The sequence below is a fragment of the Rhizobium sp. NLR22b genome, assembly GCF_019685295.1.
Classification (GTDB): domain Bacteria; phylum Pseudomonadota; class Alphaproteobacteria; order Rhizobiales; family Rhizobiaceae; genus Rhizobium.
This window is the reverse complement of record NZ_JABDWM010000013.1, coordinates 1-17,241: the sequence shown is the minus strand read 5'-3', so window position 1 is coordinate 17,241 and position 17,241 is coordinate 1. Positions and strand designations below refer to the sequence as shown.

Annotated in this window: 18 protein-coding genes; 10 read left to right on the top strand and 8 right to left on the bottom strand. The window is 59.3% G+C overall.

All coding sequences use genetic code 11. The annotated features are described in order from the left end of the window. Positions 1–127 precede the first annotated feature (127 nt). The 7 genes from HJC00_RS20625 to HJC00_RS20595 form a co-directional block, all read right to left on the bottom strand. On the bottom strand, positions 128–1,342 hold the full coding sequence (locus tag HJC00_RS20625) for a Gfo/Idh/MocA family protein (protein ID WP_210628359.1): 1,215 nt from the start codon (positions 1,340–1,342) through the stop codon (positions 128–130). Continuing rightward, on the bottom strand, positions 1,339–2,520 hold the full coding sequence (locus HJC00_RS20620) for an acetyl-CoA carboxylase biotin carboxylase subunit family protein (RefSeq protein WP_210628358.1): 1,182 nt from the start codon (positions 2,518–2,520) through the stop codon (positions 1,339–1,341). Before HJC00_RS20620 ends, HJC00_RS20625 begins: the two co-directional genes overlap by 4 nt. Positions 2,521–2,728: 208 nt before the next feature. Next, on the bottom strand, positions 2,729–5,077 hold the full coding sequence (locus tag HJC00_RS20615) for a glycosyltransferase (protein WP_247241664.1): 2,349 nt from the start codon (positions 5,075–5,077) through the stop codon (positions 2,729–2,731). Between the two features lie 137 nt (positions 5,078–5,214). Then, complete coding sequence (locus HJC00_RS20610) at positions 5,215–6,111, bottom strand: glycosyltransferase (protein ID WP_210628356.1); 897 nt, start codon at positions 6,109–6,111, stop codon at positions 5,215–5,217. 292 nt (positions 6,112–6,403) lie between these two features. Beyond that, complete coding sequence (locus HJC00_RS20605) at positions 6,404–6,919, bottom strand: GNAT family N-acetyltransferase (RefSeq protein WP_210628355.1); 516 nt, start codon at positions 6,917–6,919, stop codon at positions 6,404–6,406. 24 nt (positions 6,920–6,943) lie between these two features. Beyond that, on the bottom strand, positions 6,944–7,447 hold the full coding sequence (locus HJC00_RS20600; RefSeq protein ID WP_221147276.1) for a cupin domain-containing protein: 504 nt from the start codon (positions 7,445–7,447) through the stop codon (positions 6,944–6,946). 140 nt (positions 7,448–7,587) lie between these two features. Next, complete coding sequence (locus HJC00_RS20595; RefSeq protein WP_210628353.1) at positions 7,588–7,947, bottom strand: hypothetical protein; 360 nt, start codon at positions 7,945–7,947, stop codon at positions 7,588–7,590. Between the two features lie 131 nt (positions 7,948–8,078). On the opposite strand from HJC00_RS20595, the gene HJC00_RS20590 reads away from it, so the two are divergent. The 4 genes from HJC00_RS20590 to HJC00_RS20575 all read left to right on the top strand — a co-directional run bounded on the left by HJC00_RS20590 (position 8,079) and on the right by HJC00_RS20575 (position 11,570). Further along, positions 8,079–8,246, top strand: a complete 168-nt coding sequence (locus HJC00_RS20590; RefSeq protein WP_221147275.1) for a hypothetical protein — start codon at positions 8,079–8,081, stop codon at positions 8,244–8,246. 46 nt (positions 8,247–8,292) lie between these two features. Beyond that, positions 8,293–8,748 carry a 6,7-dimethyl-8-ribityllumazine synthase gene (locus HJC00_RS20585; RefSeq protein WP_011424856.1) on the top strand — a complete coding sequence of 152 codons (456 nt, stop codon included), beginning with the start codon at positions 8,293–8,295 and terminating at the stop codon, positions 8,746–8,748. Between the two features lie 3 nt (positions 8,749–8,751). Further along, positions 8,752–9,234: a transcription antitermination factor NusB gene (nusB, locus tag HJC00_RS20580; RefSeq protein WP_064706868.1), complete on the top strand. Its 483-nt coding sequence runs from the start codon at positions 8,752–8,754 to the stop codon at positions 9,232–9,234. Positions 9,235–9,431: 197 nt separating this feature from the next. Further along, positions 9,432–11,570, top strand: a complete 2,139-nt coding sequence (locus tag HJC00_RS20575) for a sodium-translocating pyrophosphatase (RefSeq protein ID WP_210628351.1) — start codon at positions 9,432–9,434, stop codon at positions 11,568–11,570. A gap of 94 nt (positions 11,571–11,664) precedes the next feature. Here the strand turns inward: HJC00_RS20575 and HJC00_RS20570 are convergent, their stop codons facing one another. Next, positions 11,665–12,198: an outer membrane protein assembly factor BamE gene (locus tag HJC00_RS20570; protein WP_221164544.1), complete on the bottom strand. Its 534-nt coding sequence runs from the start codon at positions 12,196–12,198 to the stop codon at positions 11,665–11,667. 187 nt (positions 12,199–12,385) lie between these two features. Between HJC00_RS20570 and HJC00_RS20565 the strand changes: the two genes are divergently transcribed. From HJC00_RS20565 to HJC00_RS20540, 6 genes are all read left to right on the top strand, one after another. Then, positions 12,386–12,976: a ubiquinol-cytochrome C chaperone family protein gene (locus HJC00_RS20565; protein ID WP_210628349.1), complete on the top strand. Its 591-nt coding sequence runs from the start codon at positions 12,386–12,388 to the stop codon at positions 12,974–12,976. An 11-nt stretch (positions 12,977–12,987) separates the two neighbouring features. Next, positions 12,988–13,542, top strand: coding sequence for a DUF177 domain-containing protein (locus HJC00_RS20560; protein ID WP_221164543.1), 555 nt, complete (start codon positions 12,988–12,990; stop codon positions 13,540–13,542). A gap of 99 nt (positions 13,543–13,641) precedes the next feature. Further along, positions 13,642–14,688, top strand: coding sequence for a phosphate acyltransferase PlsX (plsX, locus tag HJC00_RS20555; RefSeq protein WP_210628347.1), 1,047 nt, complete (start codon positions 13,642–13,644; stop codon positions 14,686–14,688). 20 nt (positions 14,689–14,708) lie between these two features. Further along, a complete protein-coding gene (locus HJC00_RS20550) occupies positions 14,709–15,680 on the top strand; it encodes a beta-ketoacyl-ACP synthase III (protein ID WP_210631655.1) in 972 nt (323 codons plus the stop codon). A 106-nt stretch (positions 15,681–15,786) separates the two neighbouring features. After that, on the top strand, positions 15,787–16,125 hold the full coding sequence (locus tag HJC00_RS20545) for an integration host factor subunit alpha (protein WP_047616420.1): 339 nt from the start codon (positions 15,787–15,789) through the stop codon (positions 16,123–16,125). A 150-nt stretch (positions 16,126–16,275) separates the two neighbouring features. Then, positions 16,276–16,818 (top strand): MerR family transcriptional regulator, encoded by a 543-nt coding sequence (locus tag HJC00_RS20540; RefSeq protein ID WP_207608344.1) that lies wholly within the window; start codon positions 16,276–16,278, stop codon positions 16,816–16,818. Positions 16,819–17,241 lie beyond the last annotated feature (423 nt).

Genomic DNA, 17,241 nt, shown 5'->3' with positions numbered 1-17,241 from the left:
GTCAGCAGGATTTGGAACGCGGGGCCTGCCAAACAAGAAATTGCGAAACCGCGCATGCAGCCGGCAACTCACAAGAAAACGGCGTGACCATCGATCACGCCGTTTTCTTCATCCTGTAGACGACAGATTAGAGTGCCAGTTGCGGAGCCTGGATTTCGAGCCGCTCTGTCACAGGGCGCCGTACGCCCCGCGGCTCAATTTCGATCCAGCGCTTTTCCAGCCGCGAGCGTTCGATCGCTTCCAGCAGCCGCAGTCCTTCTTCCGCCTCATCGAGCCCGAGCACATAGGGATGGGGCAAGCGTGCGCTATTGGTCTTGCGCTGCAGGAGGGCGTCCGCAAGATCGGCATAATAATTCGCGAAGGCTTCGATGAAGCCCGAAGGATGACCCGCCTTGAACCGCTCATAGCGGCTAGCGTTGGCGATCATGATATCCGGGCTGGCGCGATCGAGGATCTGCTTGCGGCCGTTGCGGTCGTAGAAATGGGCAACTTCGGGGGTTTCCTGAAGCCATTCGATTGATGCCTTGGAGCCATAGAGCCGCACACGCAGGCCGTTGCGTTGCCCGAGGGCTGTCTTGCCGTACCACATGCTGCAATGCAGGCCGCCGGCGCATCGCACGAGCGCCTGCACATTGTCGAGCACCTGCGGGAAGTTGCCGAAACTCTGGCTGGTCGCGCAGACTTCTTCCGGCTCTCGCTGGGTAAGAAAATGAAGCAACGAGTGCACATGAACGCCGAGATCGAGCGAAACCGTCGGCACGGGACCGTCGCGCAAGCGCCAATCTTGTGGCGTCATCGGTGTCCCGTCGCGGCGGAAACGGAGGAAGCTCTCCTGCGGCATCTCAATATGGATCTGCTGCAATTCGCCGAAAACACCATGCTCGACCATGCCACGGATTTCGCGGAGCATGGGGTATCCCGTGTAATTGTAGGTTACGGCCAAAAAGGTCCCATTACTGCGCGCATTGTCGATCGTGCGCGTCTCGGCGCTCGAACCGGCAAGAGCCTTTTCCGAGATCACCGGAATACCCGCCTCGAGTGCGCCGACAACCTGCTTCGTATGCTGCTGCGTCGGCGTAAGCACGACGAGAGCATCGATGTTGCCGGCTTCTTTCGATAGCAAAGTATCGAAGTCGCCATGGCAGCGCTCCGGTGAAATGCGGTACTGTTCCGCCGTCTCGCGATTGATCTCCTCATGGCGGCTGAAGCAGCCAGCGACAAGATCGAATTTCTGATCAAGCTCGATTGCATCCCGATGAGCGCGGCCTACAGCAGAATTGACGGCGCCGCCCAGAAACGCGAGGCGCAGCTTTTCCGGTACTCCTTGGCTTGATCGGCTCATGCGAAGTCTCCTTGCATCGTTTGGAGCGAAATGAAGGTCTTGAAATCCGGCACCACCTTCAGCATCTCGTCTCGCGTCTCGAAGCGGGCGTAGAGGATGGCCAGCTTGTCGAACGGTGCCGAATTCATCGGCTTGCCGGTGGTCTTGAGTTGCGCGATGCGGACATCGGATGATGGAATGGAATGTGAGAAGGAAAACGGCGTCGAGGGCGTGTCGGAGGTGATGGTGTGGCGCCCAAAAAACAGCGGCGGTTTGAAGCGCGGATTGACTGAAAATTCCTCGCCCAGCAGCAGCGTTATGACGAGGTCGGCATAATCGATGCCGAGAGACTGATCCACAAGTGAGCCGTAAAGGTCACCCGGGCAGCGTCGCATGCATTCGACGATCCAGACATCGTCGCCATTTGACAGGAACTGCGTATGGATGAGGCCGTCCTGCAGTCCGAGCAGCTTGACGACACGCGCCATAATGGCACGCGTCTTCGAACGAACAGTTTCGGAGAGCCGCGACGGATGATTCGATGAATCGACCTGGTATGGGTAGATTGTGCAATATTCGTCGACGAAGACGTCGAAGACGATTTCCTGATCCTTGATGAAGGCGGAATGGCTGTGCAGGCTGCCTTCGACGAATTCCTCTATCACGATCTCCGCCGCGCGCGAGTTGCGCCGGGCGTCGGCGACGGCGTCGGTAAGTTCTGTCCTGTCGAAAACCTTCGTGACGCCACGACCGCTGAAACTGTCGCTTGGCTTCACAAGCAGCGGATAGCGCAGTTCGCCGGTCTCGACCGGCGAGTCGCCATGCAAGCGCACCGAACGTGGGGCAGGGATATCGTACTGCTCGGTGAAGCTGCGGAACGCCTGCTTCGTGTGAATGATCGTCGCGGTTTCCATGGAATCGAAGCGCGGGAATCCGAGCTTTCCGGCGACGAAGGTGGTCGACATATAGGCAACGTCGTTGCCGGTCGGCACGATGAAATCGAAATCGCCGTTCTCGACGAGGGAGAGCAACACAGTCGGATCGCTGTAGTCGATGAAATGCGACTGATCCGCATGCGCGTGGCAGGGCTCATCCGGCCGGTTTCCGCACACGGAAATATGCAGGCCGCGCCTCTTCAGGGCAAATAGAAGGGGAACTGCGCTGAAGTTGCTGCCGACCAGCAATGCTCTCTTGGTCATTCTCAAATCCCTCCCACATCCCCTGACGAGTTAGGGGCGTTGCGCATCAAACCGCTGGAGCTGCAGATTAACAGCTCTCTTCCATCCGCTTGCGGTGTTCAAAGACTCGAAAACGGACGCGGTGATCAAAATCATAAGCTGCGGGCGTTTCCCGAGGCTTGCTGATCGAGGCGGTTGACTTCCAATCGCTTCGATCAGTGTTTCAGCGCTACAGGATGACTTTCTGCAGGATCCGCTGGGGGCTTATGCCGAGGGCCTCAATCTGATCATAGATTTCCGGCGCGCTTTGCACGGCGCCGATCATGATCGGCAGGTCATCCGACAGGGCCGAATGAGGAGCGCGCACTTCGATGCCGCCGAGCCTCTGGCCGATCATTTCGGGGCGCGGATCTATGAAATAGGCGATCTTGCTCGTTTTGAAGAACTGCGACTTGCGGCGAATGATCTGAGCTTGTCCGCCAATCCCCCAAACCACAACGCCCTTAGGATGGACCGGCTCGAATGCCGTCTCCAGCACCGAAGGTTCCAACTTGGATTTCAGCAATTCCAGAGTATCCGGCGTAACCGTCAAGATCCGCTGCCAGACGAGATCGTCAAGGAAAATGAGACGCGCGCCGCGAACTCTCAGCAGATGGTGAAGTTCTACGATCGACACTAACTGCTCATCGGTCACGCGATCCGTTTTGAAATCGCAGCTGATTTGGAAGTTGCAATCGGTCAAGCCATTCTCGACGATCAGGTCGGCGTATTGCCGGAGTTCGTCCGAGGAGCTGTTTTCCGGCAAGAGAATATATTTTATGACGACGTTGCGCGAAGAGCAGGCAGCATAGCGGCGGAGGTTTTCGAATACTCGCTCGAAATGTTTGTACTTGCGAATCTCGTTGAAATTCTTGCTATTTCCGGCGTCGATGCTGGTAACGATATGAGCCTGATCCTTCCGGAGAAGGTCTGCAAGGGGCTCCGAATACATTGTCGCGTTGGTGATGACGCGCTGCTTAACATTGGAAATGCCCTCAGCCAGTTTGCTGAGCAGCTCGTCGAAGCGCGGCTCGACCGTCGGTTCGCCGCCGCCCCAGACGATATATTCCATGTTCTCGAGGGCCTTGGCATCCTTTAACGTGTCAATAAATGCGCCCGCATCATAAGCAGGCTTCTTGCCGCCAAAATACGTCTCGCTGCAATAGGTGCAGCGCATGTTGCAAAGCGAGTGATGCTCGAAGGAAAGATACTTGACGCCCTGATTGAGCGGCCGCCCCCAATCCTCGAATTTCAAGAAGGGACAACCGCGGCATTCATCTGAGTTGTCTCGGTTGATCTCGAGGAACAGGGCATCCTTTGCCTGCTTGATATCGCCGTAGGTGAACTCGAAGTCCTTGCCGTTACCGCCAAAAAGAACCACATCGCCTTTCAGCTCGCCTTCATAGGTGAAGCGCTTGCAGCAGGTGCGCACCTCGCCGGGTCCGAGCAGAATGGAATGATGAAGGTCGTAGCAGCTCCAGAGCTTCGGCGCGATTTCCGCGAAGACTTTCAGCATATCTTCGGTCGTATCGCCTTTTTCCATGCCGTTCATGAAGGCATCGAAGGTGATCCGGTATTTGGTGCGGAAGCCGGATGGCGGAACCGGCAGGGGATAGACGATCTCGGCAAGCTTCATTGAGCGCACGACACGGTCGTGAAGCGTGGAGAGGATCTTGCCGGCATCCTCGAGCTTGACCACCTTGCCGGGCAGCAGCCTGAGCAGGCGAGACGCGGTCACGTTGATGATGCCCGTCAGGAAAGGATTTTTCAGGTCAGGCCACATAGGCGTGTCCGCCACGAGCGCATGCATGGCGTCGAGCGCATCGAAGAAGCCGTCGACGTGACGGGTGCTGAGAGAATTGACGATTGAGCCCTGTGTATCGAGCTTGCGGTAGATCTGCCGGTCGAGACTCTTGACCGAACGCGCGCGCATCAGCGCGTGAAACATGTAATCGACGTCCTCGTGAAGGCCGCCGCGGAACATGATGTTGTTGTCGAGGAGGAAACGGCGGCGGAACAGATGGAAGATGACTGATCGATCAACGCGATCCTGAAGATAATCCGCCAGCCTGTCGGCGCCCTCGACTCGGGCGAGATCCTCGCGGATGCTGGCTTTCAGGCTATTGCCGGTTTCTGCGTCATGAAGGCTGGAGTTGAACGCGAGGATATCCGTGAGGTCTTCGACGGATGCTTGAAGCATCTCCAGAAAGTTGTTCTCGACGACGTCGTCGGCATCGACAAAGCAAATCCATTCGCCTTTTGCTCTGAGTACCCCTGCATTCCTGGCGATACCGGGTCCGCCGTTGCCGTCGAGGCGCAGGACACTAACGTTATTATGCCCACGAGCTATCTCTTCGGCTTTAGCGATCGTGTCGTCCGCCGAGCAATCGTCGACGACAATAATTTCAAATGCCGTCTGCCCCTGCTGACTTAATAGGCTCTGCAGGCATCGCCCAATGACGTTTGATGCGTTGAAGGCGGGGACGACGACGGAAAAAGACGCCTGCACGATCTGCTCGCGTCCGCTGATACCCGCCATTGTAGCATCCATCAACTGCATCATTTGAAATCCTCTGCCTGCATGATCGCTCCATGTCGACCATCAATTAAATCGTGAGAATTGTGCGAAACCTGCGGGTACCGCGAAGCTCGCCGGAATCGAGCGGCCCCAAACCGCTACGCGCTCCATCGCCCAGTATCATCAAGCAGTGTGCTCAGGCGAGCGATCCTCGCCTCAAGTTCCGGAAAGGCGGCGCGCCAATACTGGTAGACATTGATCAGATTGCGATAGGAGACCGGCAAATCCTGCGGGCTGAGGAAGCCGTTGGCGTGCGCATAATTCAGAATGTCTTCGTAAAAGATGATGGCGTAGATGAAGATCGGGTTCGTGGTATGGTTTGATTTGGAATTGGAATGTTGCCGGAAATAGGAAAGCGGGTGCGGATGGGCGACGAATGCGCCTTCCTTGGCGAGCTCCATCCAGCCTGAGAGATCAAGAAGGCCGCGGAAGATACCGTTTTCCGGTCTGAAAAGCCGGAACTCGCCGTTCTCATCGAAGCAGTCCGCCTTGCGCATCATCACGGTCGAATATTCGCCGATAAGGTTGAGGTGATGCATGGCTGTCAAGCGGATGAAATCCCGGCCTTCGATGACCTTTAAACCCTGGGCAACCTGGAAATGGTTGATCAGGTTGATGAAATTGTTCCTCTCGTCGATCACATGCCGCGGTGAAAAGGCAAGTTTCGTCCCTCTGCCGCGCGTTGCCTCCAGCGCTTCAAGAAGAAACTGCACGCAGAAAGGGCTAAGCACGTCGTCATCGAACAGAAATTTGATGTATTCGCCCTCGGCGAGACCGGCGAGCCTCATGATATTGGTGTATTCGCCGGGATGGGGATTGCGGCTATAAGTAATGAGGCTGGAATACCGTGAACAGATTGCCTCGATGGCGTCCGTCGGGCAATCGTCCGAGACGATGATCTCGACATCCGTATAGCTTTGCGCGATTGCACTCTTCAGGGTGAGTTCAAAGAAATCAGGCTTGTAGGCCGGTATACAGATCGACACGCGCGGCAAATGTTTCTCCCCTTGAAACGCTTTTCTCCAGCCTCAGCCGGCGAAAGCGGTGATCGCCTCGCCGGAGGACCGAAGCAGACGGCTTGCCATCACCATAGAACTCGGGCGTTACGCGAGGCTTGCGCGGAAGGACAGGCAAAATCGGCAAAAGACGCCGCGGATCTCGCCAGATAGATAAATGATTGCTGGGAGAAAGGTGGCACGCCCTCGGGCATTCGCAACTCCGCGTTCCACGAGCATTGGGCCTGCGCGGTGGACTCTCTGCGTTGCGTTCCCCGCTTGGCTGAATTCCCTAACGCGAAAACTGAATGATCTCGCCGTTGTACTGCGTGCGCGTGGTCTCGCGGAAACCGAGCTTGGCCGCGACCCGCAGCGAGGCGTAGTTCTCGGGACTGATGATGCAGCTCATCGGCTGTCCCGGAAAATGCGCCTCCGCCCAGCCGATCAGAGCCGTCAGCGCCTCTGTGGCATAACCGCGGCCGTGGGCTGCGGGCAACAGCGCCCAGCCGATCTCCATCGTTCCCTCGATCGACGGTTCCATATCGCGCCGGGCTTCGAGGAAACCAGCTTCGCCGATGAACCTGCCGCTTTCCTTTTCCACGATGGCCAGAAAGCCGAAACCCATATGGTGCCACATGCCGGCGATGCGCAGCATGCGGCTCCAGCTCTGCTCGCGCGTCGACGGCGCGCCGGTAATGAAGCGAACGACGGTTTCATCCGCCCACAGCGCCGCATGCGCCTCGAAATCGTCGAGGCGGTGAGGGCGAAGCGTCAGCCGCTCCGTTTCTAGGGTGGGGATGTCGATCACGATAGGTCCTTGGGGAAATCGCGTTCAGGCGCCGGGCTCGCCATCCCAATAGTCGAGATCGCCTTCAGTCTTTCCGATATGGCGGAAGCGCCCGGTTTCTGTCGCCTCCCTGTTGGTCTTGGCAAGGAACTTTCCGGAATCGGGATATTCGACGATTTCGGTTTTCGCCATCGTCGAAATGCCGAGATAGACGAGCGTGGTTGTGCCGGTATTGATAAGCTGATGCGCCGTTTCCGGCCCGCCCGCGGGTGCGCCGAGTACGTCGCCCGCCCGGACCGGATGGCGCTCGCTGCCGAAGCGGTATTCGCCGGTGCCTGCGATCACGTAGAACAACTCGTCTTCGACGTGGTGATTGTGGAAAGGGCAGCTCGATTTGCCGGATGGCACCTCATTGTAGCTGATGCCGAGGCCCGCAAGGCCGAGCAGCGCGCCGAACGAGACGTCGGCGCCTTCGTAGAACTCGCCCTGTTTCCAGTGATCGAGCTTGAGATCAGCGATATTGATGATCGCTTTCGATTCCGCCGCCATGATGTCCTCCTGTTGCAGGAAGAGAAGCTATCATCTTGCCGGAAAATTCAATGGCAATCGCGCGCTGACCCGGGAAAATCCTCGGCATGGGCGGAGAGGAGAACGCCGCCCATGCTTCGAGCTTGCAACAGGTTGTGATCTCAGCGGACGTAGAAGGTCACGCTTCCGTCCGCCGCCTGTTCGGCGTTGACGATGTTGCGTACATCGACGCCCTCATTGTTCAGACGGTGTGCAAGCGATCTGTTGGCATGGATCGAGGCCTGGATTCCGTGTATCGCCTGGCCGGAACGTTCCGGGGCCGAGCGCGGACCTGTCGTCTCGTCGTCGAGATTGTGCCAGTTTCGGACCTGCTCGACATTGAAGTCATTGCCCCGGAAGGTCCTGAGCGTCTGCTCGATGCCCTGGGCGGAGTTCATTCTGAAGCTCTCGGCCCGACTGACGCCGGCAAAAGCGAGTGAGGAGAGGGCTGCGGCGATGGTTATTGTGACAACGCGGTTCATGATTTAATCCTTTCATCTGCTTTGACGGTCGGCTGTCGTGCAGGGGATCGTCTGCGTCACGAGATGGAATTGGCGTTGTCACTTTCGCGATTCAATGGGATAAGTACCTGAAAAAGAATTAAAAATTCTTCATGAAAACCGCCTTCGAATTGCCATTTTCCACGCCCCCGGAAAAGCGGATTTCGAAGGCTTGGCAGGCTCGGCAGGGATGGTGCGGCTATCCCGCTGTCGATATTTCCTCTTTCGCTTTTGCAGCACTGGCCGAAAGTGCTTGCCATTCTGATGAAGGCATGTTTTGACCGCGGGCTGTCGAGTGGAAAAAGTCCCGCCAACCGAAGGTAAACAATGTCGAGAGAGACCGCTCCCCATATTTTGATCGTCGAGGCCCGCTTCTATGACGACATGGCCGACGCGCTGCTCGAAGGCGCGACCTTTGCGCTCGAACAAGCCGGCGCCACCTATGAGGTTGTCACCGTTCCCGGCGCGTTGGAAATTCCGGCAGCGATTGCCATGGCGCTCGATGGGGACGACAATGGCGGCACGCATTATGACGGCTATGTCGCTCTCGGCATGGTCATTCGCGGCGAGACCTATCATTTCGATATCGTATCGAACGAATCCTCGCGCGCGCTGATGGATCTCGCGGTCAGCGAATCCCTTGCCATCGGCAACGGCATCCTGACCGTCGAAAATGACGAACAAGCTTGGGCGCGCGCCCGCCGTTCGGACAAGGACAAGGGCGGGTTTGCCGCCCGCGCGGCTCTGACGATGATCGCGCTGAAGCAGAAACTGGGTGCATAACGAATGAACGACGACAAGACGGAACGGCCGGTCAAGACTGCGAACCAGCGGGGCGCTGCCCGCCTGGCGGCCGTTCAGGCGCTTTATCAGATGGATGTCGGCGGCACCGGCGTTCTGGAAATCGTCGCCGAATACGAGGCGCACCGCCTCGGTCAGGAACTCGACGGCGCCACCTATCTGAAGGCCGATGCCGCCTGGTTCCGCTCCATCGTCTCCGGCGTCGTGCGTGATCAGGTTCGTCTCGACCCCCTGATTGCCGCGGCATTGCAGGATGATTGGGCGCTGTCGCGCCTCGATAGCACGGTGCGGGCCATCCTGCGTGCCGGCGTTTTCGAACTCCTCGATCGCAAGGACGTCCCGGTGGCGGTCATCGTCACCGAATATGTCGAGATCGCTCGAGCCTTTTTCGATGACGACGAGCCGAAGCTCGTCAATGCCGTGCTCGACCGCATCGCCAAGCAGGTCCGCGGCGAGGCGAAGAAGTAACTCTTTAGCCGCCGAACAATCTCCATACGTCTTTCTTCGTACCGCAATGGTTTTCGGCCTTTGCGGGCTTGACGCCACGTGATCGACCACGCAATCTCCGCACCGCTTAGCTGTGCATTTCTGTGGAGAGGAAGGCGAGTCGGCGGCGTATCTGCCGGAGAAGGAGTGAGCTCCGGCCTATGGGAGGAAAGAGCGAAATGACCATTCTTTTATGCGTAATCGCATCCGGTCTGCTCTCGGTGGTCTATGCCGCCTGGGCAACCCGGTCGGTGCTTGCCGCCGATCAGGGCAACAGCCGGATGCAGGAGATCGCGGGCTACATCCGCGAGGGCGCCCAAGCCTACCTGACGCGTCAATATAGAACCATTGCGCTTGTCGGCGTCGTTGTTTTCATCGCAGCCTGGCTGCTTCTCTCCGCCACTGCCGCCGTCGGTTTCCTGATCGGCGCCGTTCTGTCAGGTGCTGCCGGTTTCATCGGCATGCACGTCTCCGTCCGCGCCAACGTGCGCACCGCCCAGGCGGCGTCCGCCAGCCTTTCCGCCGGTCTCGACATCGCCTTCAAGTCGGGCGCCATCACCGGCATGCTGGTGGCGGGCCTCGCGCTGCTCGGCGTCTCCATCTACTATACGATATTGACAGTCGGGCTCGGACACGAGAGCGGCTCGCGCGAAGTCATCGACGCGCTGGTGGCGCTCGGCTTCGGCGCCTCGCTGATCTCGATCTTCGCCCGTCTCGGGGGCGGCATCTTCACCAAGGGCGCCGATGTCGGCGGCGACCTCGTCGGCAAGGTGGAGGCCGGTATCCCCGAAGACGATCCGCGCAACCCGGCGACGATTGCCGATAACGTCGGCGACAATGTCGGCGACTGCGCCGGCATGGCGGCCGACCTGTTCGAGACCTATGCCGTCTCCGTCGTCGCCACCATGGTTCTCGCCGCGATCTTCTTTGCCGGCGCGCCGATCCTTCAATCAGCAATGGTCTATCCGCTGGCGATCTGCGCTGCCTGCATCATCACCTCGATCATCGGCACGTTCTTCGTCAAGCTCGGCTCGAACGGCTCGATCATGGGTGCGCTGTACAAGGGCCTCATCGTCACCGGCCTGCTGTCGATTGTCGGTCTCGGCGCCGCCACCTCGCTGACCGTCGGCTGGGGCTCGCTTGGCACGGTCGCCGGCGCCGACGTCACCGGTACCAACCTCTTCGTCTGCGGTCTCGTCGGCCTCGTCGTCACCGCGCTGATCGTCGTCATTACCGAATACTATACCGGCACCGGCAAACGCCCCGTCGTTTCGATCGCCCAGTCTTCGGTGACCGGTCACGGCACCAACGTCATCCAGGGCCTGGCAGTCTCGCTCGAATCGACCGCTCTGCCGGCCATAGTCATCGTCGGCGGTATTCTGGCCACCTATCAGCTCGGCGGCCTTTTCGGCACCGGTATCGCCGTCACCGCCATGCTCGGCCTCGCCGGTATGATCGTCGCCCTCGATGCCTTCGGTCCGGTCACCGACAATGCCGGCGGCATCGCCGAAATGTCCCATCTGCCGCCGGAAGTGCGCAAGTCGACCGACGCGCTCGACGCCGTCGGCAACACCACCAAAGCGGTCACCAAGGGCTACGCGATCGGTTCGGCCGGTCTCGGCGCACTGGTACTTTTTGCCGCCTACGCCAACGACCTGCGGTATTTCGCGGCTCATGGCGACCAATATCCCTATTTCGCCAATATCGGCGAAATCTCGTTCGAGTTGTCGAACCCTTACGTCGTCGCCGGCCTGCTTTTCGGCGGCCTGATTCCCTATCTGTTCGGCGGCATCGCCATGACAGCCGTCGGCCGCGCCGCCGGCTCGATCGTCGAGGAGGTTCGCCGGCAGTTCAAGATGAAGCCCGGCATCATGCAAGGCACGGAAAAGCCGGATTACGGCAAGGCCGTCGACTTGCTGACCAAGGCCGCCATCCGCGAGATGATCGTGCCTTCGCTGCTGCCGGTGCTCGCCCCCGTCGTCGTCTATTTCGGTGTGCTTCTGATCTCCGGCTCGAAGGCCTCGGCCTTTGCCGCCCTCGGCGCATCGCTGCTCGGCGTCATCATCAACGGTCTCTTCGTCGCCATCTCGATGACCTCGGGCGGCGGCGCCTGGGACAATGCCAAGAAGAGCTTCGAGGACGGTTTCGTCGACAAGGACGGCGTGCGTCACATGAAGGGCTCGGATGCACACAAGGCCTCCGTCACCGGCGATACCGTCGGCGATCCCTACAAGGATACAGCCGGCCCCGCCGTCAACCCGGCAATCAAGATCACCAATATCGTCGCGCTGCTGTTGCTGGCCGTTCTCGCCGGTTGATGGTCCAAGCACCGCGGTGCGCCGCGGATGCTACCCCGAACATATAAAAACCCGCCGGAGCGATCCGGCGGGTTTTTGTTGGAAATCTGTCCGATCAGCGCAGGCTGCTCGGATTTTGCGGCGTGCCGCCGGCGCCGCCGCCGAACAGGCTGCGGGCAGCACTTGCTGCGCTGCCGCCGGAGAGCATCTGCTGCAGGAAGGTGAGTTCCCTGCCGCCGGTCGGCGTGACGCGCGAGACCGTATCGAAGACCTTGCCGTCCTGCAGTGTGTAGTTGGCGCGGCGGGTGACGACGCCGTCCTTGTCGAAATAGATGGCCAGAACGGTCTGGTCGACGACCTTCAGCTTCTGGAAGGCGACGGCGCGCGTGCGCCGCTGTGAAATATAATAGAAGACCTCGCCGTCGAAGGTCGCCGTCGTCGATGGCGTGCCGAGCGAGAGCAGGACCTGTTCGCGGCTGGAACCTTCCGGAACGAGATTGAGCGACTGCTGATCGACGACATAGCCGCCGTTGAGCACGGTGCCGGTCTGGCAGCCTGAAAGAGCTGATGTGGAGGCGATTATGAAGGCAATGGCCGCGCTGCTGAAGAATTTCATGTCAGACTTGAAATACCGTTTCTTCAACGACATCTACTCCCTTGGGTGTCGATAGCAGCCATTTTGTGCCTTGCACGCTTTCCTCCTGCAAAACCATTGTGGCCATTCCGGGTCGAGTTTCCCGAATTCGCTTCGCTGGCGGCTCGAAGGCGTCGTCCCGAAGCAGGCCACGAACGGCATTGCAATTCGCGCCTGCTTCGGTAAACCAGCTTTCGAAATCATGCAACAAGGCCGGACGCTAGCCGGCGTGAAGAATGAGGCATTTCCGGAAAAAACAATGATCCTCGGGCTCTTCCGCAAGAAAAACAACAATCAGGCGATCGTCGACAGGCAATATGCGACGCTGACCGCAGCCGCGCGCATGCCCGATCTCTACGAGCGGCTCGATGTACCGGATACGGTCATGGGCCGCTTCGAAATGCTGTCGATCGTGATGATTCTGTTTTTTCGCCGCACGCGCGCCTCGGCCGTCAGCGGCCAGGAGATTGCTCAGGAGATCGTCGATGCCTTCTTTCAGGACATCGACTATTCGATCCGCGAGCTCGGCATCGGCGACAACAGCGTGCCGAAACGCATGAAGAAGCTCGCGGGCATGTTCTATGGCCGGCTCGAAACCTATTCGAAGGCGATGGACGCCGGCGACGCCGAGGCGCTGGCGCTTGCATTGATGCGCAATATCCACCCGGAAACCGAGACACCGGCGGATATGTCCGGCCTGGCCAGCTGGATGATGGCCGCAGAATCCCATCTGTCCGCCGTTCCGGAGGAGCTGATCGCCAGCGGTTCGGCAACGCTGCCGCCGGTCGCCTGAAGGAGGAAACGATGAAGAACGATCGGGACGATGTTCCCTTCTCCTATCGCGTCAAGGTCGGCCACATCTCGGCCAATCCCGTCGAGGTTCATATCGAGGCCGATGCCAGCGAGTTGAAGGCGCTTGCCGAGGCCTGGAGCGTTGTCTCCGTCGACGATCTCAGCGCCGATCTGCAGATCGCCCGCTGGAAACGCGACGGCGTGCGTGTCAAGGGCCGCGTACAGGTGAAGATCGTCCAGTCCTGCGTCGTGACGCTGGAACCGGTCGAAGCCGTGATCGACGAAAGTTTCGAGCAGATCTTCGTGCCCGAGGGTTCCAAGCTTGCCCGCCAGCCCGGCAACGACGCCGGCGAGATGCTGCTCGATCCCGACGGTCCCGACCTGCCCGAGGCCTTTGTCGGCGACACGATCGATGCCGGCGAGGTGGTTGCCGAATTCGCCGCGCTCGCCATTGATCCCTATCCCCGTAAGGAGGGTGTCGAGTTCAAGGGTCATATCGAGGATAGCGGCGAGAACGATAAAAAGCCCTCCGCTTTCGCGGTCCTCAAGGACTGGAAAAAGGACTGAAGCACCTCTGGCATTTGACATAATTCAGTTGTATGCGACGCCAAAACCGGTATTTTGGCCGAAATTTCGCCCCTCGGCGAAAAGAAGGATCAGGGACGCGTGATCAGAATATCTCTCGACCTCATGGGTGGCGACTTTGGTCCCCAGGTTGTCATCCCCGGCGCCGCCAAGGCGCTGGACCGGCATCCGGATATTTCCTTCGTTTTCTACGGTCTTAAGGAACAGTGCGATTCCGTTCTCGCCAAGTTCCCGAAACTCAAGGAAAAATCAGTCTTTCACGACTGTGAGCTTGCTGTCAGCATGGAAGAGAAGCCGAGCCAGGCGCTGCGCCGCGGCCGCTATGTCTCGACCATGTGGCGCTCGATCGAGGCGGTGAAGACGGGCGATGCCGATGTCGCCGTTTCGGCCGGCAATACCGGCGCACTGATGGCGATGGCGAAATTCTGTCTTCGCACGATGGCCAATATCGAGCGCCCGGCGATCGCGGCGATCTGGCCGACGCTGAAGGGCGAGAGCATCGTGCTCGATGTCGGTGCGACGATCGGCGCCGATGCACAGCAACTGATGGATTTTGCCCTGATGGGCGGCGCCATGGCGCGCGCGCTTTTCGAGATCGAACGCCCGACGATCGGTCTTCTGAACGTTGGTGTCGAAGAGGTGAAAGGCCAGGAAGAGGTCAAGGAGGCCGGCCGGCTGTTGCGGGAGGCGAATATCGATTCGCTCGAATATTCCGGCTTCGTCGAGGGTAACGACCTCGGCAAGGGCACGGTCGACGTCGTGGTCACCGAAGGCTTCTCTGGCAATATCGCGCTGAAGACGGCCGAAGGCACCGCAAAGCAGATCGCCGAATATCTGCGTGCCGCCATGTCGCGCACACTGCTCGCCCGTATCGGCTATCTCTTCGCCAAGAGCGCCTTCGATATGCTTCGTGAGAAGCTCGACCCAAGCAAGGTCAATGGCGGCGTGTTTCTCGGCCTGAACGGCATCGTCATCAAGAGCCACGGCGGGGCGAATGCCGAAGGCATCGCCGCTGCCATCGAGGTCGGCTACGACATGGCTAAGAACGGCCTCAATCAGAAAATAGAAAACGATCTTAAGAAATATCATGCCAAGCGGCTGCCTCCCATTGGCCCGGAAGCGGCATGAGCTATGGGGTTCAATCGAATATGATCCGTTCAGTGGTTCGCGGGTTCGGAGCCGCACTTCCGAAACGCGTGATGACCAACAGTGATATGGAGGCTATCGTCGATACGTCGGACGAATGGATCGTCCAGCGCACCGGCATCCGCCAGCGTTACGTGGCCGGCGACGACGAGACGACGGCCTCGCTTGGCGAAGCCGCCGCGCGTGCGGCGCTTGCCAATGGCGGCCTGACGCCTGCCGATATCGATCTTATCATCTGCGCCACCTCGACGCCGGACAACACCTTTCCGGCCACCTCGGTCAACATCCAGAACCGTCTCGGCATGAGCCACGGCTTTGCCTTCGACGTCCAGGCCGTCTGCACCGGCTTCGTCTATGCGGTCACGACCGCCGACGCCTATATCCGCGGCGGCCTTGCAAAGCGCGTTCTCGTCATCGGTGCCGAGACTTTTTCGCGCATTCTCGACTGGAACGATCGCACCACCTGCGTGCTTTTCGGCGATGGCGCCGGCGCGATCGTGCTCGAGGCGGCAGAAGGTGAGGGCACGTCTGCCGATCGCGGCGTGCTGACCGCGCATCTGCGCTCCGACGGTTCGCACAAGGACAAGCTTTATGTCGATGGTGGACCGTCGACGACGGGCAGCGTCGGCAAGCTGCGTATGGAAGGCCGCGAAGTCTTCAAATATGCCGTCGGCATGATCACCGATGTCATTCAGGCCGCTTTCGATTCGACCGGGACAACGGCCGAAGACCTCGACTGGCTGGTGCCGCACCAGGCCAATCGACGCATCATCGACGGTTCGGCGAAGAAGCTGAACATCGATGCGGACAAGGTCGTCGTCACCGTCGACCTGCACGGCAATACCTCGGCCGCCTCGATCCCGCTCGCGCTTGCGACCGCCGCCGGCGACGGCCGGATCAAAAAGGGCGACCTCGTGATGCTCGAAGCGATGGGCGGCGGCTTCACCTGGGGCGCTGTTCTGCTGCGCTGGTAAGCACGAATCCTAAAAAACTGGCGGCGAACAAGAGCTTGACCGTGAGGCGCAAGACAAATACTCTTCGTTCGCTTTCAAAAAATATTTTGTAATGGGCGGGGAAACCATGACCGGAAAAACAGTGACGCGAGCAGACCTGGCGGAATCCGTTTTCCGCAAGGTTGGTCTTTCCCGGACCGAATCCGCTGAACTTGTGGAAACCGTCATCGACGAAATCTGCAATGCCATTGTGCGTGGCGAAACCGTCAAGCTTTCCTCCTTCGCCACCTTCCAGGTTCGCGATAAGAACGAGCGGATCGGCCGCAATCCGAAGACCGGCGAGGAGGTTCCGATCTCTCCGCGCCGGGTGATGACTTTCAAGGCTTCGAACGTGCTGAAGACGCGCATCCTCAAGGCGCATGTCGCCCGCAAGATCAAGCTGAAGCCGCAGAATCCGGCTCCCTGAGATCAGCCTTCCTCCTCTTGGAGCGGTGTTTTTTTCTCGCACTGGTCGATCCCCTGTGCGCAACGTCGAGACATGACTTGAATTGTCGACGCCAAACCTTTGAAATATGGTGAGTCGCTGTTGGATCGAGCCTGCGAGGTTGCGTAGCATATGACGTTGGACAAGAGCCCCGATGCCTTTCGCACCATCAGCGAAGTCGCAGACGATCTTGATCTGCCGCAGCATGTGCTGCGCTTTTGGGAGACACGGTTTCCCCAGATAAAGCCGATGAAACGAGGTGGCGGCCGTCGCTACTACCGGCCGGAGGACGTCGACCTCCTCAAGGGCATCCGGCATTTGCTCTATGATCACGGCTATACGATCAAGGGCGTGCAGAAGCTTCTGAAGACCAACGGCAACAAGTTCGTCATCTCGGTCGGCCACGGTGATCTCGCCAGCGTCGAGGCGCTTGCCTCGGGTGCGCAGGAGATGGGCGCCGGGGAACCGCGTGTCGGCATGGCGGAGGAGGATCAGATTGTCGGCCGCGCCAAGCCGCCGATCACCCGCCGGTTCTTCAATTTCGTCGCCGGCGACGACGAGCAGCCGGAGGTCTCGATCGGCAAATCGAGCGTCGGCAAGGAAGACAGGGCGCTGCTTCAGGAGGCGCTCTACGACCTCCTGGAATGCAAACGTCTGCTCGATCAGGTCCGCTGATTATGGAGAGCCTTTCCGGGTTAGATTGAAGCATTCTGTTGGCTCAAACGGAGTCGGATGGTCGACCGGCCGGCGCGTGTCGTAGCCCGTCTCTACGGCCAAGCCGGCCGGTCGAGCAGGCGGCCCGTTTCAGCCAACCCTCCCGCAGATTTGCCTGGATCAAGACTTTGGAATCGCCGGACGCACTTGTCGCTTCGCCACGGCGAAGCGGTGCGGCCGGTGGGCCGGACGAAAACCTGCTCCGGCAGATGCTTCAAGCTGACCAGAAAAGGCTTGTCTTATGATTTCCACGCTTCTTGTTGAGATAAAGAAGCGCCGGAGAGGACGGCCATCCTTCTCCGGCGATGGGGGACGGATCGTGAAATGGCAGGTCGACGTTCTTGCGAATGCCGGGCCGAGCTAGAGTTTGATCGCCCCCATCTT